This window comes from Mucilaginibacter dorajii (genome assembly GCF_024808255.1).
Classification (GTDB): Bacteria; Bacteroidota; Bacteroidia; order Sphingobacteriales; family Sphingobacteriaceae; genus Mucilaginibacter; species Mucilaginibacter dorajii.
Window position 1 is genome coordinate 261,693 of the sequence record NZ_JANTYS010000002.1, and the last position, 22,251, is coordinate 283,943.

Sequence of the window (22,251 nt, forward strand, 5' to 3'; positions counted from 1 at the left end):
ATTCCCCTTCATTTGCATATTTGCAGTTTTAAAATCCGCACATCTAATTACCTCATCTGCATATCTGCACATTTGAAATCTGCACATCTAAAGCAATAATTTAAATTGCTCTTCCAACTCCTCCATATCATCAAAGTGATTTTTCACTCCGTTGATATCCTGGTATTTTTCGTGGCCTTTACCGGCAACTAAAATGATATCACCGGGGTTAGCCAGCATGCAGGCGGTTTTGATAGCCTCCCTCCTGTCTACTATACTTACCGTGTGTCTTTTAAATGCCGGATCAACGCCTTCTATCATGTCCTTGATAATCTGCGCCGGGTCTTCCGAGCGAGGATTATCTGATGTCAGAATCACTTTATCGCTCCATTCACTGGCTACACGGGCCATAATAGGGCGTTTGGTTTTATCCCTATCGCCACCGCAACCTATTACGGTGATCACTTTTTCGTTCCCTTTACGGATGTCATGAATGGTGCTTAGTACATTTTGCACAGCATCGGGCGTGTGGGCATAGTCAACTATACCTATCACTTTGTTTGGTGCAACAATGTATTCAAAACGGCCTTCGGCACCTGTTAATTTGCTCAGGCTGGTTAGCACTTTTGATTTATCCTGCTCCAACAACATGGCAGTCGCGTAAACAGCAAGCAGGTTATAGGCATTAAAGGTGCCTACCATTTTAAACCATACTTCCTCGTTATCAATATGCAGCAGCAAGCCACCAAACTGGTTTTCCAAAATGCGGGCTTTGTAATCGGCCATGCTTTTTAAACCGTAGCTTTTTTTGTGGGCCAGGGTATTCTGCAACATTACATTACCGTTCTTATCATCGATGTTAGTAAGTGCGAACGCGCTTTTTGGCAAGCCATCAAAGAATTGCTTTTTAGCCTTTAAGTATTTATCAAAGGTTTTATGATAATCTAAATGATCATGCGTGAGGTTGGTAAATACACCTCCCGAAAAACTCAGATTAGCCACCCTATGCTGCGCAACCGCGTGCGAACTAACTTCCATAAAGCAATAATCGCAACCTTGTGCCACCATCTCTTCCATCAAACGGTTAAGTTCAATAGGATCGGGTGTGGTATGGGTTGATGGGATAATTTGGCCGTTTATCTGGTTTTCTACCGTTGACAGCAAACCGCATTTATAACCCAGATCCCTGAACAGTTGGTATAGCAGTGTTGCAATGGTAGTTTTACCATTGGTGCCGGTTACACCAACCAGTTTAAGCTGCGCCGATGGATTACCGTAAAAATTAGCGGCAACCAGGCTTAATGCTTTGCCAGAATCGGCCACCATCAAAAAGTCGACCTCACCGGCTGTGTGTGCCGGTAAGTCTTCACAAATGATAGCGATAGCACCTTTTTTTATGGCCTGGTCAATATAATCGTGCCCATCAACCAGGGTACCTTTTATGGCAACAAACAGTGAACCGGGGATTACCGCCCGCGAATCAAACGCTACGGAAGTAATTTCCACATCGGCACTGCCCTGCAGTTCTGTAAAGGCCAATCCATCCAATATATCGCTTAAATATCTCATTGCAACTCAATTGTTATGCGTGAACCCTTTGGTATCAAACTGCCGCCGGTAACCGATTGTGTGGCCACCGTACCGCTGCCGCGTACCGTTACTTTATATCCTGCATTGCCCAATACATACAAGGCATCGCTAAGGCCCATTCCGGTAACAGGCGGAACAGTACCTTCTTTAACTCTTACATCTTCAAACGGAATGCCGTTACTGGTATCAACACCCGCCGATGCCGAAGCATACAGTGGCTTTACACCAAGGGTATTGTACACATGCTTTAAGGCCTTCAGGTTACCCTGTTTTACTTTAGGCATCGATGTATTACCCACAAACCTTACCGGGGCTGGCTGGTTGATCTCCATATCATTGGCATACACCTTATCGGCAATAGCCCTGAAAATAGGACCAGCAACTTTTGCCGCCAGGTATGAACCCCTGGTTGGATTATTAACCACTACGATCATCGAGTACTTAGGATGATCGGCGGGGAAATAACCGCAAAAAGACGCCTGGTATTTTTTATCCTTATAACCCTTTGTTCCGTTTGCTACCTGTGCTGTACCTGTTTTACCACCCACTGTATAAAGTGAGTTCTTGATCACGTGCCTGCAGTTACCTTCCTGTACCACACCTTCTAACATTCCCCTTAGTTTGCCCAGTGTTACATCAGAACATACATGCTCGTTAATAACACGTGCCTGAAACTGCTCAATGGTATTGCCCATACGGCGAATTTCCCGCACAAAAATGGGTGCTATCATCCGGCCGTTATTGGCTACCGAATTATAAAAGGCCAGCATTTGCAACGGCGTAAGGTTCATTTCGTAACCATAGGCCATTTCGGGCAGGGTGTAATATTTATTCCAGCTGCGGTTTGATGGATTTTTTATTACCGGCCTGCCTTCACCAGCTATCTGTAAATTCAGCTTTTCATTCAGATGATAGCTATATAACTTATTGATAAACTCCCATGGGTTATCTTTATAATTATTATAAACCAGTTTAGCAGCCGCAACGTTTGATGATTCCTCAAAAGCCCTTTTTACCGACATTTCGTAATTATCATGCTCGGTATCAGTAATAGTTGGCCCTTTAGCGAATTTATATTTACCGCCTTCAGCGTTTACTATAGTGCTGGTATCAACTTTATGCTGATCGAGCAAAGTCATATATGATACCAGTTTAAAGGTTGAACCGGGATCGATAGAATTGCTGATGGCATAGTTTAAGCTCTCTTTGTAAGTACCGGTTTTGGTGCGGGTAAAATTGGCAATAGCCCTTACCTCTCCGGTAGCTACTTCCATTAAAACCACACAACCATGATCGGCAGCGCTTGAATCCAGTTGATTCAGCAAAGCAGCCTGCGCAATTTCCTGGTAGTTTACGTTGATGGTTGATATAATATCGGCACCGTCTTTAGCGGCTATCTCATCCTCATCGTTATTTACCGGCATCCAGGTACCACCAGGGATGCGCTGCATTAAACGCCTGCCGTTTTCGCCATTGATGTACGATGAATATGCCCCTTCAAGTCCCACTGGGTTTTTAACGTTTTCGTTTTTATAACCTATTGTACGTTCCGCCAAAGAATGAAATGGCAAAATGCGCCTGTTTTGCTGTAAAACAATGAGGCAATTTTTTGTCTTCCTGCTTTTAAAAATCGGGAACTCGCGGATCTGTTTTAATTCCTGGTAAGTAACTTTGCGCCTTAAAAGCTGATAGCGTGAGCCATCTTTACGGGCCTCCCTAAAGATGCGCGCATACTCATGTGCCGACCGATCTCCATACATTTTTGACAGGTTAGTTGACAGCACATCAATATTATCATTAAACACGCTATCGGCAGCAATACCGCCGGCCAGCATATCCATGTGCAACTCGTACTCAGGTACCGATGTAGCCAGCAGACTGCCATCCACAGAAAAAATATTACCCCTTGCCGCTTCCACATCCCTAAACTGGGCAGCCATATTTACAGCCTTAGCTTTCCATTTGGCTCCCTGTACAAACTGTACCCTGCAAAGTTGCACCACCACCGCGAACGAAAAAAACACCACCAACCCGAAGGCGATGTATACTCTTAAAAGTATATTAGTTCTAATTTTCATCCTTATCCTCCTTCACAGTTATTTTTTTTGGCGGCTCAATAGATTGCCTTACCCCCAATGTATCGGCACGTTTAGCTACCTCTGTTAAGGTACTTTTAAAGGCCATATCGGCCTTGGTAGTTTTAAAATCCCAGCTGCGCTCCTTTACCTCTTTTGTCAGATCGTCAATATCACGGATATTTTTTTCGGCCAGGTGCATGTTACCAATATATATCATGCCCAACAATGCCACGTACAGCACAAACGGAAGGGCATTAGTTGCCTTCTCGCTTGTAATAAAGCGTTTGGTAAAAAGCTGCGTAAAGAAATTGTCAGGTATCTCCCTTTTCCTGGGTTTTTCCTCCACAATAAGCTCTTCAGCTTCTAACTCTTCTTCCTGAATTTCTGTACGTAAACGATTGGTCATCTTTTTACAGCTATTCTTAATTTAGCGCTCCGTGCCCTGTTATTGTTACTAATTTCATCTGCCGATGCAGTGATTGCCCCACGACTAACTGCATCAAGCGGTTTATTACTATTTCCGTATAAATCCTTCTCAACCTCGCCACTGAACTTGCCCTTGGCTATGAAGTTTTTCACCAGTCTGTCTTCCAGCGAGTGATAGCTCATTACCACCAGCCTGCCGCCAACGGCTAATACTTCGGTGCTTTGTACTAAAAACTCTTTTAAAGCCTCCAGCTCCTGGTTAACCTCTATTCTGAGCGCCTGGAAAACCTGGGCCAGGTATTTATTTTCTTTCCCTTTAGGGATGCGGTTAATGATCGCGTTCTTCAAATCGGCTATGGTTACAATCGGTGCGTTAAGCCTTGCGGTAACAATAGTTTCGGCTAATGATTTGGCATTCTGAATCTCGCCGTAAATACCAAAAATGCGATGCAACTCGGCACTGGTATAATTATTTACAATGTCTTTAGCGGTTAAATCGCCACCTTGATTCATACGCATATCCAGTTCGGCATCAAAGCGGATAGAAAAACCGCGATCTGCCTGGTCAAACTGGTATGATGATACACCCAGATCGGCCAGAATACCATCAACCGGGATAGCGCCATGCAGGCGGCAAAAGTTTTTGAGGTACCTAAAATTCTGATCTACAAAAACAAAGCGCTCATCTTCAATTACATTTTGCTGCGCATCCGCGTCCTGGTCAAAAGCAAGCAAGGTGCCATCGGGCCCCAAATGCTTCATGATCTCGCGCGAGTGACCGCCGCCGCCAAAGGTTACATCCACATACGTGCCGTCCTTTTTAATATTTAAACCCTCAATGCATTCCTGCAGCATTACCGGGGTGTGGTACTCACTCATCGTTCCTCCTTGCTTTACTACCCATTACCAGTTCTGCCAACTCTGCAAAATTTTCAGGTTCGTTATTAATCATTTCGGTATGGGCCGCTTTGCTCCAAACCTCAATTTTGTTTAATACACAAACTAAAACCACGTCGCTGCCAATGCCTGCAAAATCAAGTAACGACTTTGGCAAAAGCACCCTGCCGGCCGCATCTGGCACCAAAGGCGTTGCGCCACCGGTGAAATACCTGATAAAACGCAGGTTTTGCCGGTCGTATTCGTTAAGTTTGCTCAGTTCATCAAGTCTTTTGTCCCATTCGGATTTAGTGTAAATAGCCAGATTCTTCTCCAGGCCGCGATTGATCATAAGCGTCTCTCCAACAGCTTCGGGAAGCTGTTTTTTGAGACCTCCGGGGATCATCATCCGCCCTTTGGCATCCAGTTTACATTCAAATTCTCCGGTTAAATGCGGCATTATAAGACTATGGCTTAATTTAATAGGTAAAAGTAATTTTCTTTTACCACAAATTACCACTTTTTACCACCAAAAAGTTTTCAACATTTTTGGCGGGTTTTGATGCTATGGGAGAGTTTTAAGTTACCCTTTGCATTATATTTGAACTCAGCATATTGCCGATTCGAATAATTAAATCTGAATGAATCTAAAAAGTTACCCCTGCCTAATAAAAAACGATTATTTGGATTATGAATTTTATAGTGAAGGACCAAACGGACGGATTAAAAAAGCTGTTCGTTTTACCCGAATGACTCACGAAGAGCCTATTTTTTATAACTTAGGCTTTGGCGATGTTTCCCAGGAAACCGACTTAATAGATGATAACATTGTAAGTAATAACGACGACAGAGATATTGTTTTAGCAACCGTAGCCAAAACCGTTATTGATTTTACAAACATCCATGGCAACCATTACGTTTTTGCTACAGGAAGCACAAGCTCAAGAACAAGGCTATACCAAATGGGAATATCTGGTTTGTGGGAAGAAATTAGCAAAGATTTTAAGGTATTAGGTTTTGTAAAAGGCGATTGGCAGCCATTTCAAAAGAATGTTAACTATGAGGCTTTCTTGGTAAAGAGAAAATAAAAAAGTATATTTGAGTATAAGGACTGATAACTATGCCAGCAGTTAAAAAAATAATTAAGGAAAGTGGTTTTTACAGCAATGGTGTTGTAAGCGACAAAGTTAAAGATCGTGGCAATGATCCTTATTTTGTAAAAAAAACAGAGGAAGCGAAAGAGTTTTTGCTGAAAAACCCATTGCCCGAACATCTGAAGAAATAAAACAAAACTTAAATAGTATCTAATTAAAATCTGTTCAATATCCCCACCATCGCTCTCACGTCGTCCTCATCAGCAACATACACTTTCCCGTAATCGCTCACATTGGTATTGATATAAGTTAAAGGATTGGACGCGGCAATTCTTGCCGATGAATGGTATTCTGAAGCGTTACTTTCTGCAATGAGTTTTTGCAGGTTAGATAATTTAACGTCGGCGCCTGACATAATAATACTACGACCGGTAGCCCGGTTGTTGTCAGTTACGCAATAACAAGCTTTTTTTCGGGTTTCTTCTTTTTCCGGGTACGGTTAAGCCACATCATTACGCCGGTTACCGGGAAAATAAGCGATAATAAGCAAACCACAAAGCTGATAATCTTAGTAGGCAAGCCATAAACCGAGCCTGTATGCACAGGCTTCACCATGGCCCTTACGCGCTGCCCTAAACTTTTGGAGGCAAATGTTTGCGAGCCTGCCACCTTGCCACTATACTGATCAATATAGTAGGTATCGGCGGTTGTTTCAATGGCTCCCTGCGGCAAAACACTAACGCTGAAAGTTGCAGCTGAATCCCGTGGTAAACGAACGGTATAGTAATCAGCAGTTTTAATAGTCGGTGTACTTTGAATAGCCGCGTCGATAGATAACTTGTCTGTACCGGCCACGTAAACCGATTTTGGTTGTTCGGGTTGTTCCTTTACCAGCTTTGAGCCGGTTATGGCAAACAACGCCTTGTTGGCCCAGCTAAATGTCATCACCAAACCTGTTAAAACTATCACAATCAAAAAAACAGAGGTGTAAAAGCCGGTTACTATGTGCAAATCATGTACCAGGCGTTTGGTACTGCCGCCCCATTTTATTTTTAAGCGCTGGCGCATAACGGCTTTTGTTTTTGGCCACCACAATACAACGCCTGTTATCAGGATAAACAAAAAAAGCAAAGTACAAATCGCCACTACCATATCGCCGGCGCTATCTTTTCCGGCCAATAAAAAGCGGTGGAGCATCTCTACCGAATAAAGGAATGACTGCCTGCGGTTATATTGCCCCGTTACCTGCCCTGTGTATGGGTTAACAAAAACAGTTAAATTGGGGCGGGCGACATCTTTATCTTTTTTACCCTTTTTCCCAGGTTCGCCAGCAGCGTGTTTTTTGCCGCCTGGGGTTTCCGCCTCTTTTTTATCTTTCCGCTCAGGCACAATCACACCTATTTCTACCGTTCTGCCCGCATCAGCATAAACCATCGCAGTAGCTATTTTGGCTTTCGGCACCTCCTTTAAAACACGACTGATGAGTTGTGAAACAGATAACCTGGTTTGCTGTGGCTGCACATCATAACGTTTGGGATGCAGGGTATGCTCTATTTCCTTTTCAAAAACCAGCACGGTACCGGTAAGGCACGAACAAAAAATAACTATCCCTGCCGCAAGGCTAAGATAAAGGTGAATAGTGCGGAAAAATACTTTCATGACTTTTTATTACAAAAACCGGGTATGCTTAGAAAACATATCCCGGTTTAATTATTAAGTTAACAGGGGTATTAAAAACTATACGAAACTGTAGTTAAAAACTGCCTTGGCGCAATTGGATTAATACTATAGTTTTCGTGTACATTATAGTTTAACACATTACCAATATTTGAAATTTTGGCTATGATAGAAACCTTTTTATAGGTGTAGCCAACGGATGCGTCCACAGTGGTAAAACCGGGTACATAGACTAATTTATTTGCAGGTTGTGCCTGCCCCTTTGCAGGTACCGTATTAGCATTGCCGGCAATACGGTTACCCAGATAGTAAACAGACGTGCCTACTTTAAAGCCTTTTAAATTACCATCAAAAAAATTATAAAAAGCACTTGCGTTAGCGGTATGCTTAGGTACATTTAGTAAAGGCTGTCCGGCTATATTACTTGCGAACGATTGCGGGGTTTTACTATACCTTGCATTAGTATAACTATAGCCGGCCAGCACATCAAGCCCTTTAAACGGGTGTCCGGCTATATCAAGCTCTATACCATCACTTTTGGTTTGCCCTATCAACTGCTTAATATTAGTATTCGTATTTTCTGTAACCCCATCGGCCAAAAAGGGTGCTGTTTGCGCCAGGTTATTGTTAATGATGCGGTAAGCGGTTACATTAACAGATAAATTACCATTCAGGAAATCATTTTTTATACCTGCTTCATACTGATCGACCAATGAGGGCGAAAGTGGGTTATTATTAACATCGATACCTGTATTGGTTATAAACGAATTAGAGTAGCTGGCAAAAAGTGCGGTATTGGTAACAGGTTTGTAAACGATACCTACTCTTGGCGAAAACGCTTTGTCGGTTTTACTTGCCGATGCCTGCACCAATGCAGGCAGGTAATAATTGGTAACCACCGTTGGTGCAATGTATTGGTACGACCAGCGAATGCCTGCAAGCACCTTAACTTTATCAGACAGGCTGATCAAATCATTAAAATATGCGCCAAAGCGGTTAGTTTTTGTAAGTATATTATAAAAAGGGCTCATCGCCGGCCTGTCTGTACGCAGCTTATATTTGTTAACATCAAAAATATTAATGGTATCATATAACGCGGGCTTTAAAGAACTGCCCTGATCCCAATAGCTCGAAACCTTATTTACAGTAGCCACATAGGTATACGCTGTATTATTATACCTATCGGCATCAATACCTGCTAAAATATTGTGTTTTATAGCGCCGGTATTAAACTGACCAGTAACGTTAAACTGGCCGGTATAGTAATCTTCCAACGTTTTTGCCTGATTAAGGGTACGGCCCCAATTGCCGTTTGCATCGGGCAGCACACGCTCTGTAGTTTGATACTGCCTGTTAAAATGCTGGTAGTTAACACCACCGCTTATTTGCCACAAACTATTAATCTGGTGATTGATGGTAGCTGTAGCAGTACTTTGCTTGGTATTGCCGTTTGACCACGATGCACCTAAATACCGGTTACGTGGCACCTTGGCAATTACGTTATTAATTTGACCTGTACCAAAATCGGGGGTAAAATCATAGTTCAGGTAATCGCCCTCAACGGTGATGGTGGTTTTATCACTTACTTTATATAAAAATGAAGGGTTAATATATTCTCTTTCAGATTTTACGTTATCGCGGTAGCTGTTTGCTTTTTCATAGGTACCATTTACACGGTAAGCCAGCTTTGACGTGATAGGGCCATAAACATCAAACGAAGGGCGGTAAAGGTCATAGCTGCCATAAGTCATAGATACCTTTCCACCTTGCTCAAATAATGGCTTTTTGGTTACCATATTAAGGATACCACCCGGTGCAACGTTACCGTATAGCAAGGCCGCGCTGCCTTTTAAAACTTCAATACGTTCCAGCGAGCTAACCTCCGGTACAACGCCGGAGTTTACCCTGAAACCATTTTTAAACATATTGGTGCTCGAAAAATTGTAGCCTCTTGCAGCAAAGGTTTCCTGCGTGTTGCCGCGGGAGCTGTATAAGTAAACGCCGTTTACGTTTCTGATTACATCACTTAAACGTAGTGACTGCTGCTGATCAAGCACATCCCGGCCAATCACAGTAACACTTTGAGGCAGATCCATAGGAGCCACATTCATTTTACCGATAGCTATTTTTTTTTGGTTAATGGTTTTTGTAGATGATACTATCACCTCATTTAGCTGAGCGGCATTTTCATTTAAAGTGAAATTTACCCGTGTTGTTTGGTTAGCTATCACCGTTACACTTTGTTCTTCACTTTTGGTACCTATGTAGGTTGTAATTAATGTGTATGTACCAGGCTTGATGTTAAAAAAATTAAAAGATCCGTCGTCAATAGTGGCTGTGCTTTTATTAAGACCTTTTATGGCCACGTTAACAGATGACGCGGGTTTACCGTCGCTGGTTTTTACAAAGCCGGCTATTTTGCCATTGCTTCCGTCATCATCGGCTTTCACATTAAACGCTATTGACAAGAAAAGGGAGATCAGAAGTATAAATTTTTGCAGGTAGTTGTGTAAGTGCTTCGACATATAATTTAGATTAAGTCTAATTAGCCGCAAAAATAACAACACAAACCTAAATCACAAATATTATTTAGAATTAGTTTAAATAAGATTGAAGATATACATCTGCACCCGCTTATTTCCTCGTTAACGATTTTGTTACAGCGTTTTATTGCAAAAGCATCTGCCTATATTAGCCCAATAAACCGCTCCTGTTATGAAAAAACTTTCACTATCTGCCTTGCTGATGCTTGCGTGCGCCTGCTTTTTAAAAGCCCAACCAGGTAAAACCGAGATAACCCGTTGGCAATACAACCGCAATGGGGCCGTATCCATCACCTGGGACGATGGCTCTATCAACCAGTTTAAAGTCGCTCTGCCTATTTTAAATAAACTGAACATTAAAAGCACATTTTTCATTATCACCGGGCAAATCCCTGGTTCAAAGTACCAGGCAAAATTCATAGGGCGGCCAATAAAAGCTATCATTGCCGAAACCGCTACCAGCCCTACCAATAAAAACAACTTTTTTGAACGCGCATCGGCAGCCGGGCATTTAGGCTTGATTGGCACCTTAGATTATCACTACAAGGCCGGATCATTAATTGACGATAACAAGCCCGAAGCAGCCTATAAAATTATAGACGAATTGTACAGCAAAGTACGCCACGGTGATTTCAAACCCGGCATTGAGCACAATACCGAATACAATGACGCCCATGGTACCACCTGGGCACAAATTAAACAATACGCTGCGCAAGGACACGAATTTGCCAGCCATATGGTAACCCACCCCCGCCTGGCCGCCCTTGATGAAGCCAACATTAACTACGAAATGAAGAGCAGCAGACTGGATATTTTGCATAACCTTGGCCTGCAATACACCTTTAGCGCCGAAGGCCCCTTTGGAACGGAAAACGAGCGTGCTGTAAGCTACCTAAGTAAAGTTTACCCTGCATTGCGTAACCGCATGCCCGAACCATGGCTTAAGGAGATCAGTCGCGGTAATAAGGATACGCCAGGCAATACCGATAAGGAGTATGTACAATACCAGCGTGGCGCCACCACCAAAACGCCTTTACCCATGATGAAAGCCTGGGTTGATACGACCATGAACAGGCACGATACCTGGCTGGTGCTTACCCACCATGGCGTGCAGGGCATTGGCTGGGAAGCGCTACCGGCAACGGAGTTAACGGAGTATTTCACTTATATTAAAGATCATGAGGATAAACTTTGGATAGCCACTTTTGGCGATGTTACCAAATACATGCGCGAAAGGCAGGGTGCTAAAGTAAGCTCGGTTTTGAAGAACAACCGGGTTAATGTAACCCTGAGTTATCCTTTAGATAAATTCTTTTATAACATACCGCTCACACTTAAAACTTATGTCCCTGCGGGATGGAAAAAGACAAGTATAACACAAGGCGGCAAAAAGCAGATTTTTAAAATTATGACTGATGCCAACGGGGTTTACATATTATACCAAGCAGTAGCAGGTAAACCCATTGTGATAACCGGTGCATAACTATCAATCAAAAGTTACCGTATCCGGTCCCGAAACTTTGTTGATATGGCAGGTGCAACCACCGGCTATTTTCATCGTAGTAGTTTTAATTTGGTGTGTATCTGGATTGGTGGCCGAAATTTGTACATTGTCGCCCTCCATTGAAAACTGTGCTTTATTACCATCAGTTGCGATGGTTCTATAAGATGGAGAGAAGCCCGGATCAATAACGCCAACAGCGACAATTAAAGAATCACTACGCAGGTTTTTAGCCGTAAAATTTGTGACGACTACGCCAGCGCCTTTACTATTTACAAACTTAATACCTATAGTTGCGTAAATGGCCGTACAAACGCCCACCGAACAAGCAGGCTTTTGCTGGGTTTTATTGCAGGCAACACATGATATAATTAGCAGCGCGAGTAAAATCTTCTTCATTTCTTGGCCAGTTTGGTTATAATATCGTTACGGGCCAAAGGGTTTAAATGCTACAAGAGCACGCGGGAATTTGTTGCGGTTGTTCACGTAAAAAAAACTTCATTGGGAATCGTGAAATCTCGCGGACTGTTAAAGTTGAAATGGCAAGACGACGAGAGACTCACGAAGTTTTAAAAACTTCGTAAGTCTGGTTCTAAAACTTATCACGAGGATTGCTTCGGCATTCCTCATCCTCATGACAAGTTATAAAAAATATTGTCATCCTGAACGTAGTGAAGAAGATTCTTCGTGCCTCAGAATGACAGGGTGGAGAGGGTAGTTCTTACGTCATTTCCACCTTCACAGTCCGCGGATTTTACAACTCGCAATGACATAGCTTTGTATTGTCATCCCACCTTCAGAGATTCGCGGAATTTTACAACTCAGCATGACAGGGTAGAGAACCTCAATTTACTTCATTTCTACTTTCAGAGGCCTCGGATTTTGACTATTATTCTATCACCCTAATTTTTAAAAAGCTTGGTTCATCTTTAGATGTATAAACTTTGTGTGTGGCCTTTTTAAAGTCGGTATCCTTCGCTTTCATGATGTCCTGGAATTGCTGTGTATTCCTGTCGATAAGCGGGAACCAGGTGCTTTGGATCTGCACCATCAGCTTATGACCTTTTTTAAAAGTGTGCAACACGTCCTGCAATTCGAAATTAACCGGGGTTACCTTACCAGGCGCAAATGGTTCCGGTTTATCAAAACCATTGCGGAATTTACCGCGCATGGCCTCGCTTCGTACCATTTGCTGATAACCACTCAGGTATACATCCTTGCCGGTAAACTTGTTGTTCTTGGTCGAATCGGGATAAACATCAATTACTTTCACAATCCAATCGGCATCGGTACCCGTGGTTGACACTTTAAGATTTGCCCAAATGTTGCCTGCAAGGGTAATATCTTTATCCAACACCTCAGTTTCGTAAGTAAGCACATCAGGGCGACGGGCGGCAAAACGCTGATCGCCGGTCATGTACTCGCGTTTCATATCATTATCAATGGTATTGATGAACGGAACCGGTTTGTTAGGATCTGATATAAACTCATCGAAACTATCGCCAGCAGCAGGCGCATCGAATGATAACTTCCCATTTGCCAGCATATACAGGTTCTTTTCGGCAGCTTCTTTTGGCGGCCAGGTTTTGTAGGTTTTCCACTCATTAACACCTGTTTCAAAGGTCGAGATCGGCTCCAGGCTTAACTCCCCACCTTTCAGATAGTGGTTAAAGAAAGCGAACTCAATTTTTTCACGATAAAACGGACCGGTCGGGCCACCAAAGTCTACATCGCCTAAATGATCTCCATCGCCGCGTGCCCAGCCGCCGTGTACCCAGGGGCCCATGGTAAAGTAAACCGGGGTTTTAGGATTTTCTTTAACCAGTGTTTTGTAGGTGTTGATAGCACCATACAAATCTTCAGCATCGTACCAGCCACCGGTAACCAGTACCGCGGTTTTAATATCGTGCAGGTGGTACAGCACATTTCTATCTTTCCAATGCTGATCATAATTGGGGTGATCAAGCATCTCGTTCCATAAACGGATGGTATCTTTATAATATTTGGTGTTGGAATTTTGTACCGATCCCATCCGCATAAAAAAGTCGTAACCGTCGTTAGTGCCTGCGTTAAAGCCGTTACCACGGCGCTGTGTAGGCTTATCATCCTGGCGGTTAGTAAAAAACGGGTAAAAACCAAAGTTAGCCGTAAGCATAAACGCGCCGTTGTGAAAAGCATCATCGCGATAAAGATCGGCCATTGGAGCCTGTGGCGATGCAGCCACCAACGCAGGGTGACGGCTCAACAAAGATGTAGTGGTATAAAAGCCGGGATAAGAGATACCCCAAACACCCACTTTACCGCTGTTGTTGGGGATGTGTTTCAGCAGCCAATCAATAGTATCATAGGTATCGGTGCCTTCATCAACATCGTTTTTGGTTTTATGAACTTCCTTTTCGGGCGTCATTTCCTCAAAAATGCCTTCACTCATCCAGCGGCCGCGTACATCCTGGTAAACAAATATGTAACCATCGTGCACAAATAATGATGATGGGCCAAGGCCGGTTTTATAAGCCTCAACACCATAAGGGGCAACGCTATACGGTGTCCTATCCATCATGATGGGATACTTTTTGGTTTGATCTTTAGGTACGTAAACCGATGTAAACAGCTTTTTACCATCGCGCATGGGTACCTGGTACTCGTACTTGGTATAATTGGCTTTGATATAATCGGCATCGGGGCCCTTAGGCTGCGCCTTAACAAAAACGAACGAGAGCACAAAGCAAACTGCTATGAGGAAAGTTTTTTTCATAAAATGTTAATAGTTCCCTAAAAGTACTCGAATTAAGTAAAATGGTCAACCCAGTCCGTACGGAATTGTTAAAACATATGCGTTTGTTACAAAGCACAGGCCACTGGCTTCAAAATAAACTATTAAGCTATTTTTCATTAACCGATGTTTAAATTTTATAAAATAAAAATTAAAACCTGTAGGCAATTTCTCCCGTTTAATTGTCTTAACTATATAAACCAATAAACCTGTTGTTTACAAAACCCAAATTGTGAACCTATTACCTAAATAAGATAAATAAAAGATGATGCTAAACTTAACCAGCTATCAGCCATTTTATGGCCGCTGAACAAGGTCTTTATACAATTCTATTTATTCATCAATTAAAAACAATTACTTATGAGAACAAGTTTTAATTCGTCAATTACCAAAACCTTATCAGCCCTGTTTGGCGGGCTTCTGCTTATTACCTCGGCCTGTAAAAAGGGTGAAGCCCCCGTGCCTGTCGAGGCTGTCAATCCGGTATCAACAACCAAATTAAGTACCAATGCCATTGGCGTAAGCGGGCCTAAAGGCGTATGCTATGTGGAGGTTAACAATAATGATATCCGCAACGTGGGGAACTACTATCTATCAACAGGGCAGCAACTGTTTGATATCTCTATTATTTTTGCTGCCAATATCAACTACAACACCACCACTCAAAAAGCCGAACTTTTTTTTAACACACAGGTTACCAACGTACTCAGCAATAAAGCAACCTATATTCAGCCTTTACAAGCCAAAGGCATTAAGGTGTTACTATCCATTTTAGGCAACCACCAGGGGGCAGGGATCAGTAATTTTCCAGACCAGGCTTCGGCTACCGCCTATGCCCAGCTGCTGAGCAACGCCGTTACCACCTATGGCCTTGACGGGATAGACTTTGATGATGAGTATGCCGATTATGGCACCAATGGTACGGGGCAACCTAATTCAAGTTCGTTTGTGTACCTGGTTACCGCGCTGCGCCAGTTAATGCCAACCAAAATAATTTCGTTTTACTTTTACGGTCCGGCAGCTTCGCGTTTAAGTTTTAACGGGGTTACAGTAGGCTCAAAGGTTGATTACAGTTGGAATGCTATTTATGGTACGTATTCGGTTCCAAGCGTACCAGGGCTTGCTGCCAGCAACCTTGGCCCGGCAGCTATTGATATTCAAAGCACCAGCTCGTCAACCGCTGCATCGTTGGCCACACAAACTGTAAATAACAGCTACGGCATATATCTATATTATAACCTGCCCAATGCCGATTCGCATACTTATTTGAGCAGTGTATCTAACGCGCTTTACGGTAAGGCAACCACGTTTAATACGGGCACACCGGCTACAGGTGTAAATTTTTACCAGGATATTAATTACACAGGCACCGCCACAAGCGCTATTCCAAAGGGAAGCTACACGCTGGCGCAATTACAAGCCTATGGCTTTGTGAACGATTGGGCATCGTCAATGAAAATCCCAAGCGGGTGGTCGGTAACCATGTATAGCAATGATAACTTTACCGGCACATCATGGACGTTAACGTCAAACACCACCAACTTCACCACGCTATCGCCAAACGCGAATGATGTGGTATCATCGGTTAAAATAAATTAAAATGTAAATCGGGGCTTCTTAACCAGGAAGCCCCGATTTTAAATACTATTGATAACTCATCAAAAAATAATCGCCAGGTTTCCCTTCGCCTTTCTCTTCAATTTGCCAGCCTTGTGTGCGGTAAAAGGCTAACGCGTTTTCATTCCGCCTAAGGCACTTGAGCGTAACCGGCTTATTGAGCATGGCTATAGCTTCACTTAAAAGAGCTTTCCCTACACCTTGATTTATATAAGCCGGATGAACAAAAAGGTGATGGATAAAATTATCCTGTAACCAACAGGATATAAATCCTAAAATAGCGCCATCTTTATCGGCAACCAGTATCCGTTCGCCTTCGGTATCTTTATCAAAGTCATTTAATGTATAGCCAGATGTATCAAACCAGCTAAAAGTTTGCCTGCGGCTTACCAGGTAAATATTACGGAGTGCATTCCTATCGTCTTCGCTAAAATCCCGGATGATCATTTAAAAAATGCATTAAAACAAAAAAGTCCAACCGTTTTACCGGTCGAACTTTCTTTTATCATTTAACAAAAAGTGTTATTCGTTTATTGCTTTTACACCTGGCAACTCTTTACCCTCCATGTACTCTAACAAAGCACCACCGCCGGTTGATACGTAGCTCACTTCGTCGGTAAGGTTAAACTTGGCGACTGCGGCTGCAGAATCGCCACCACCAATTAGTGAGAAAGCACCGTTTTCTGTTGCTTTAACAACTGCTTCGGCAATAGCTTTGGTACCTACTAAAAATGTTTCCATTTCAAATACCCCCATTGGGCCGTTCCACAAAATGGTTTTTGATTCTTCAACTACCTTGCTGAATAATTTTACCGTTTCGGGGCCGATATCCAGGCCCATCCAGTTGTCAGGAATTTCACCTGTTTTAGCAATGGCGGTTTTGGCTTCGTTTGAGAAAGCATCAGCAATAACGTTATCAATAGGCAAATAAAGATTTACACCTTTATCTTTAGCCTTTTGTCTCAGGCTAATTGCAAGATCAAGTTTATCAGCTTCAACCAATGAGGTACCAATGTTACCACCATCGGCTTTAGCAAAAGTATAAGCCATACCGCCACCAATGATCAGGTTATCCACCTTATCCAGTAATTTTTCGATCAGTAAAATTTTATCGGAAACTTTTGAGCCGCCCATAATAGCGGTAAAAGGCTTATCAGCGCCGTTAAGGATTTTTTCGGCATTGGCTAATTCGCCGGCCATCAGATAGCCGAAGTATTTAGCATCAGGGAAAAACTGGGCGATGATGGCTGTAGAAGCGTGTGCACGGTGAGCGGTACCAAAAGCATCGTTTACATAGATGTCGCCTAATTTTGAAAGCTTTTCGGCAAAAGCTACGTCACCTTTTTCTTCTTCTTTATAAAAACGAAGGTTTTCTAATAAAAGAACTTCGCCATTACCTAAATTCTTTGATTTTTCAATTGCCTGCTCGCCAATGCAATCATCAGCAAACTCAACCTGCTGACCTAACAGATCTGACAGATGTGGTACCAGGTGTTTCAAAGAAAACTCTTCTGTAGGGCCATTTTTTGGCCGACCCAGGTGCGACATTAAGATAACTTTACCGCCATCTTTTAATATCTTTTTTATAGTTGGTAACGCGGCTGTCATCCGGTTATCATCGGTAATATTATAATCTTTATCCAAAGGCACGTTAAAATCAACCCTGATAAGGGCCTTTTTACCTGCAAAACTAATTTGATCTACGGTTTTCATATGATTATATGGGTCGTTTTATGTAAGGCGCGCAAATTCAGCATTTTATTCTAAATTCTGAACACAAAAGTAAAAAAGGTGTTTACCGCCCCTTAAGATTTCATCTTAATTTAACATACATCACATAATGAGGTCCAATACCAGGAACCTCAAACTCAGGCGATACGATCTCAAAACCAGTGTTGTGGTAAAACGGGACAGCCTTTTTGCGGGCATTACACCATACATAGTTTATTTTTTGCCCACGCAGGTAAGTAAGCGCGAAATTAACCAACTGGTTACCCATCCCCTGCCCGCGGTAATTTTCGGTGGTGGCCATTCCACGCAATTGATAACCACTTTCACCAAATCCGCTGTAATTTTGGGGATGGAATGACACAATGCAGGCCAATTGGTCATCAGCATAATATCCCAAATGAAATGCTCCTTCAATTTTATCGGTAGGGAAACGGCATTCATCCAATGTGAGTTTGCCTTCGCGTAAAACCGAGTTACGAATGGGCAATAGATTTTCGACTTCAATAAATTTTATCATAAAACGGGGTAATTAATTCCCTAAACAGTTCCCCACACAATTTTGAGCACGCAGTAAAAAAGGCCCGCCCATACGAAGGATTATTGTTTTTGTTACAAATATCTTAAAACCTTTATGTTTATTTCCTACTATCTAAAGCCAAGGGCATGCTTATTGCCTGTCGCAACATGTATTAAACATTATAATATATGAATAACATGTACAAATATATAAGCCTATTAATATTGGTTGCCATTTTTTCGGGATGTCACAAAATATCTGACAATAACCCAACGCCAACAAAAACAGATGGCACCAATACCACCGGATCATATGCTGTTAAATTTGATGTTGCAGATCAATCTGTAGTTACAACCATTAAACACGATACATTGTATTTAACTTTTCATGAAACTGCAACATTACTGGTCAATCCTACCGACTATCAAAAAGCTTCCGCTTTACATTTAAAAGAAGATTTCAGCAAATCGGGTTTAACTGTATATGATTACAAAATATTGAATGAAGACCAAGTTTATCGTTACAATTCTGTTGACGACAACATGAATAATAATGTTCCGTTTATTACTGCCTCTACAGTTACTGTTGAGGGTACAAAATTCACTAAACTGGTTTTAAAACGCGACTTTATATTTTATAAAGCCTATAAATTAGCACAATTAGCAACCGAGGCGCAGACCGATGTATTGGCTATTAAAACAGATAAGATCAGCTTTTCTTCCTACTATTATTACGATCAGAAAAATTCTACGACTGTGGTTACCACCGCGACATTGGTATACTCAAAGGGCGATTAATTATACCTTTTCAAGTATTGATATCTTTTCCACCAGGTCGGCAAGGCGGCTGCTGTAACCCATTTCGTTATCATACCAGCCAACAACCTTTACCAGGCCGCCAACAATCGAAGTAAGCTGTGCATCAAAAATACAGCTATGCGGATTATCTAATATATCGGTTGATACAATTGGATCCTCGGTGTATTCTAATACATTTTTCATTGGGCCATTGGCGGCCAGTTTAAATGCATTATTGATCTCATCAATTGTAGGTTGTTTTTTTAGGCTACAGGTAAAATCCGTCAGCGAGCCATTAAGCACCGGTACACGAATTCCCGCCCCGCCTAAACGCCCATCTAAATGCGGAAATATAGCGGTGATGGCTTTTGCAGCGCCGGTTGTGGTGGGGATAATTGATGCTGATGCCGCTCTTGCACGCCGCAAATCTTTGTGCGGTGCATCGTGCAAATTTTGATCGCCGGTCATGGAATGTACTGTGGTAATATAGCCATCAATAATACCCCAATTTTCATCGAGTATCTTCACCATGGCAGCCACATTATTTGTAGTACATGAGGCGTTGGATAATACAGGGGCCGATAAATCAATTTGCTCGTCATTAACAGCAAGCACTACTGTGGGAACACTTTTATCGCTTGATGGTGCAGATATGATTACTTGTTTGGCGCCGGCAGTAAGGTGCATCTGAGCGCCTTGTCTTGAGGTGAATTTCCCGGTTGATTCAATAACCAAATCAATATCCAGATCTTTCCACGGTAATGCAAGTGGGTCGCGCTCGGAGAATACTCTTATCTGTTTTCTGTTGATGAAAAGATTTTCGGCATCAAAGGTTACTTCGCCTTTAAAGCCCCGGTGAACCGAATCATATTTAAATAAATGGGCCAGGGTTTGGGTATCGGTAAGATCATTAATAGCCACAACCTGAATACCCGGCCGCGCTAAAATATTCCTTAAAAATATACGACCTATGCGGCCAAAACCATTTATAGCAATCTTCATCTGCACATGTTTTATAACAGCAGCAAAGTTAATGAAGATGGGTGGTTATTGACGTAATGAAAAGGTAATGACTTTTCAACTACTAAAGGTGAGTTCAGATGTTACGCAAAAAAATTACGAAGCGCTACGCGCTCACGCTCTTTTGAACGTAAACTAAATGTAATAATCCAGTTAGAAATAATGGAAACAGAAACAATAAGCACAATAAGCAAAGAATTACTTAGATCGCTGAAAACAAACACCATTCCTATCGAAAGCAAGTTTATAACAGATAAACATATAGTTGTTTGCAGGTGATTAAGGCCAAGGCCTAAAATGCGGTGATGCATATGATTTCTATCGGCTTCAAAAGGCGATTTACCGCTTGCTATACGCAAAGTAAAAACCCTTAAAGTGTCAAACACAGGACCTATTAATATGGCTATGGTTAAAGCAGGAACACAGTTGATAACAGGTACCCCGGCATGTGTAATTTTACTCACCTCAATAAACTTAACAGCCATTACAGCCGATATAAGGCCTATTAACAATGCGCCGGTATCGCCCATAAATATCTTTGCAGGTGTAATATTATATCTTAAAAAACCCGCAATTGCGCCTACCATAGCAAACGAAATTGCCGCCAGCTCATATTGCTTAAGATAAATAAACAAACCCGCAAACGTACCATTAACAATAATACCGGTAATGGCCGCTAAGCCATCTATACCGTCGATGAGATTGAAGGAATTAACGATGAGCATGATCAACAATATCGAAAATATTGCGCTTGGGATATAAGGTAATGTGGTGATGCCAAAAACGCCGTACATACTTGTGATCCGGATATCGCCAAGTAACACCAGGATAGCAGCTACTACAAACTGTATAAGAAACTTAGTACTTGAGTTTACGCCGGATAAATCATCCTTTAAACCCATTGTGAACAGAATAATACAAGCTATTAAAAGATAACTTATGGGCAAAGCCTTGTCAATAATGCTAAATAATAGTATAGTGATAGTAAAACTTACAAAAATGGCTACGCCACCCAAACGTGGAATCCCGTGATCATGCTGTTTTCTGAAATGGCCTACATCATCATAAAGGTGCCTTGAGCGTGCAACATGCAGGATAGAAGGAATAGATAATAATGTGATTAACGTTGAAAACGCTACTATCAAAATGTTGTAAATAAAATGAGACGAATGTAAAAGTTGAATCATACTAACGTATTGTATTAATCAGTTCATTTTAATTGCCATTTTTTATACGCAACAGCCTAAAAAAAGTTATCATTTAAGTTAAAAAAATTGATATACTTTTCTAAGTGGCTTCAGCAACAATGTCAATAAAGGGAATTTAATATGGTTTTTACGCATTGCCTTTAAATCAAAGCCCCAGGCCTTTAGTCGGTTTTTGAGGCTTTTGTTGCTTACCCCCCCGGTAAGCATGTGCACCAAAACTTTGTTTAAATAGTAGCAATCGATTTTGTACAAATACATAAACCTTACCATTAACTCATAGTCGGCGGCAGAACCATACTCAAGGCTATAAAATCCCATTTTTTTAAATAGTGCAGTCCTGCAGTAAAACGTAGGATGCGGGGGCATAAAACCCCAATTAAAGGAATTTATTACACACTTACCTGATACCCATTTACGTGTTATATTGCCTTGTTGATTTATGAAGTTTAAATTTCCATAAACGGCATCGACGTTTGAACTTACAAATGCCTGTGCTATTGCCGATAAAACCTGGCTATCGGCTAACTTGTCATCGGCGTTAAGCGTACCAACAACCTGGCCGGTGGCAAATTTCAGCCCCTTATTCATGGCATCATATATGCCTTGATCTGGTTCAGAAATAATTAAACTAATAACATGACGATATTGATCGATGATTTGAAGTGTATTATCTGTTGACCCACCATCAACAATAATATACTCAATATGGGGATAATTTTGACCGATGACAGACTCGATACAGCTGGCTATGGTATCCTGGGCATTATAAACAACAGTAATTAATGAAATCTTCAAACCCTAACAAATGGAAAATACAACGGCTT

General features: G+C 41.9%; 21 protein-coding genes. 5 read left to right on the top strand and 16 right to left on the bottom strand.

The window, feature by feature from the left end:
- Positions 1-87: 87 nt before the first annotated feature.
- Genes FHS10_RS03105 through mraZ form a run of 5 tightly spaced genes read right to left on the bottom strand, consistent with a single transcriptional unit; the run spans position 88 to position 5,409 of the window.
- Positions 88-1,548, bottom strand: coding sequence for a UDP-N-acetylmuramoyl-L-alanyl-D-glutamate--2,6-diaminopimelate ligase (locus FHS10_RS03105; protein ID WP_259087583.1), 1,461 nt, complete (start codon positions 1,546-1,548; stop codon positions 88-90).
- The gene (locus FHS10_RS03110) at positions 1,545-3,647 is read right to left on the bottom strand and encodes a PASTA domain-containing penicillin-binding protein (protein WP_259087584.1); all 2,103 of its coding nucleotides are present in this window, start codon (positions 3,645-3,647) and stop codon (positions 1,545-1,547) included. The genes FHS10_RS03105 and FHS10_RS03110 overlap by 4 nt, the downstream gene beginning before the upstream one ends.
- Positions 3,637-4,053 carry an FtsL-like putative cell division protein gene (locus FHS10_RS03115; RefSeq protein ID WP_259087585.1) on the bottom strand — a complete coding sequence of 139 codons (417 nt, stop codon included), beginning with the start codon at positions 4,051-4,053 and terminating at the stop codon, positions 3,637-3,639. Before FHS10_RS03115 ends, FHS10_RS03110 begins: the two co-directional genes overlap by 11 nt.
- Positions 4,050-4,952, bottom strand: a complete 903-nt coding sequence (rsmH, locus tag FHS10_RS03120; RefSeq protein WP_259087586.1) for a 16S rRNA (cytosine(1402)-N(4))-methyltransferase RsmH — start codon at positions 4,950-4,952, stop codon at positions 4,050-4,052. Before rsmH ends, FHS10_RS03115 begins: the two co-directional genes overlap by 4 nt.
- The gene (gene mraZ / locus FHS10_RS03125; protein WP_259087587.1) at positions 4,945-5,409 is read right to left on the bottom strand and encodes a division/cell wall cluster transcriptional repressor MraZ; all 465 of its coding nucleotides are present in this window, start codon (positions 5,407-5,409) and stop codon (positions 4,945-4,947) included. Before mraZ ends, rsmH begins: the two co-directional genes overlap by 8 nt.
- Before the next feature lie 181 nt (positions 5,410-5,590).
- On the opposite strand from mraZ, the gene FHS10_RS03130 reads away from it, so the two are divergent.
- Entirely contained in the window at positions 5,591-6,037 is a 447-nt protein-coding gene (locus FHS10_RS03130; RefSeq protein WP_374759820.1) for a DUF6934 family protein, read from the top strand.
- Positions 6,038-6,069: 32 nt separating this feature from the next.
- Complete coding sequence (locus tag FHS10_RS03135; RefSeq protein ID WP_259087589.1) at positions 6,070-6,234, top strand: hypothetical protein; 165 nt, start codon at positions 6,070-6,072, stop codon at positions 6,232-6,234.
- 23 nt (positions 6,235-6,257) lie between these two features.
- On the opposite strand, the gene FHS10_RS03140 is transcribed toward FHS10_RS03135, so the two are convergent.
- The 3 genes from FHS10_RS03140 to FHS10_RS03150 form a co-directional block, all read right to left on the bottom strand.
- Positions 6,258-6,458 (bottom strand): hypothetical protein, encoded by a 201-nt coding sequence (locus tag FHS10_RS03140; RefSeq protein ID WP_259087590.1) that lies wholly within the window; start codon positions 6,456-6,458, stop codon positions 6,258-6,260.
- Between the two features lie 35 nt (positions 6,459-6,493).
- Positions 6,494-7,702, bottom strand: coding sequence for a PepSY-associated TM helix domain-containing protein (locus FHS10_RS03145; RefSeq protein ID WP_259087591.1), 1,209 nt, complete (start codon positions 7,700-7,702; stop codon positions 6,494-6,496).
- Positions 7,703-7,773: 71 nt separating this feature from the next.
- Complete coding sequence (locus FHS10_RS03150; protein WP_259087592.1) at positions 7,774-10,245, bottom strand: TonB-dependent receptor; 2,472 nt, start codon at positions 10,243-10,245, stop codon at positions 7,774-7,776.
- 190 nt (positions 10,246-10,435) lie between these two features.
- Here FHS10_RS03150 and FHS10_RS03155 point away from each other — a divergent pair, with 190 nt between their 5' ends.
- Entirely contained in the window at positions 10,436-11,746 is a 1,311-nt protein-coding gene (locus tag FHS10_RS03155; RefSeq protein ID WP_259087593.1) for a polysaccharide deacetylase family protein, read from the top strand.
- 3 nt (positions 11,747-11,749) lie between these two features.
- On the opposite strand, the gene FHS10_RS03160 is transcribed toward FHS10_RS03155, so the two are convergent.
- Together FHS10_RS03160 and FHS10_RS03165 are read right to left on the bottom strand one after the other, a co-directional pair.
- Positions 11,750-12,163 (bottom strand): hypothetical protein, encoded by a 414-nt coding sequence (locus FHS10_RS03160; RefSeq protein WP_259087594.1) that lies wholly within the window; start codon positions 12,161-12,163, stop codon positions 11,750-11,752.
- A gap of 490 nt (positions 12,164-12,653) precedes the next feature.
- Positions 12,654-14,519 carry a CocE/NonD family hydrolase gene (locus tag FHS10_RS03165; protein WP_259087595.1) on the bottom strand — a complete coding sequence of 622 codons (1,866 nt, stop codon included), beginning with the start codon at positions 14,517-14,519 and terminating at the stop codon, positions 12,654-12,656.
- Positions 14,520-14,897: 378 nt separating this feature from the next.
- Between FHS10_RS03165 and FHS10_RS03170 the strand changes: the two genes are divergently transcribed.
- Complete coding sequence (locus FHS10_RS03170; protein WP_259087596.1) at positions 14,898-16,136, top strand: endo-beta-N-acetylglucosaminidase H; 1,239 nt, start codon at positions 14,898-14,900, stop codon at positions 16,134-16,136.
- 45 nt (positions 16,137-16,181) lie between these two features.
- Here the strand turns inward: FHS10_RS03170 and FHS10_RS03175 are convergent, their stop codons facing one another.
- The 3 genes from FHS10_RS03175 to FHS10_RS03185 all read right to left on the bottom strand — a co-directional run bounded on the left by FHS10_RS03175 (position 16,182) and on the right by FHS10_RS03185 (position 18,402).
- On the bottom strand, positions 16,182-16,601 hold the full coding sequence (locus tag FHS10_RS03175) for a GNAT family N-acetyltransferase (RefSeq protein WP_259087597.1): 420 nt from the start codon (positions 16,599-16,601) through the stop codon (positions 16,182-16,184).
- A gap of 75 nt (positions 16,602-16,676) precedes the next feature.
- Positions 16,677-17,867, bottom strand: coding sequence for a phosphoglycerate kinase (locus tag FHS10_RS03180; RefSeq protein ID WP_259087598.1), 1,191 nt, complete (start codon positions 17,865-17,867; stop codon positions 16,677-16,679).
- Between the two features lie 100 nt (positions 17,868-17,967).
- Entirely contained in the window at positions 17,968-18,402 is a 435-nt protein-coding gene (locus tag FHS10_RS03185) for a GNAT family N-acetyltransferase (protein ID WP_259087599.1), read from the bottom strand.
- 197 nt (positions 18,403-18,599) lie between these two features.
- On the opposite strand from FHS10_RS03185, the gene FHS10_RS03190 reads away from it, so the two are divergent.
- Positions 18,600-19,199 (top strand): hypothetical protein, encoded by a 600-nt coding sequence (locus FHS10_RS03190; protein ID WP_259087600.1) that lies wholly within the window; start codon positions 18,600-18,602, stop codon positions 19,197-19,199.
- Here FHS10_RS03190 and gap read toward each other — a convergent pair whose 3' ends face one another.
- From gap to FHS10_RS03205, 3 genes are all read right to left on the bottom strand, one after another.
- Positions 19,200-20,201, bottom strand: coding sequence for a type I glyceraldehyde-3-phosphate dehydrogenase (gene gap, locus FHS10_RS03195; RefSeq protein WP_259087601.1), 1,002 nt, complete (start codon positions 20,199-20,201; stop codon positions 19,200-19,202).
- A gap of 101 nt (positions 20,202-20,302) precedes the next feature.
- Entirely contained in the window at positions 20,303-21,406 is a 1,104-nt protein-coding gene (locus FHS10_RS03200) for an MraY family glycosyltransferase (protein WP_259087602.1), read from the bottom strand.
- Between the two features lie 78 nt (positions 21,407-21,484).
- Positions 21,485-22,222: a glycosyltransferase family 2 protein gene (locus tag FHS10_RS03205; protein WP_259087603.1), complete on the bottom strand. Its 738-nt coding sequence runs from the start codon at positions 22,220-22,222 to the stop codon at positions 21,485-21,487.
- Positions 22,223-22,251 lie beyond the last annotated feature (29 nt).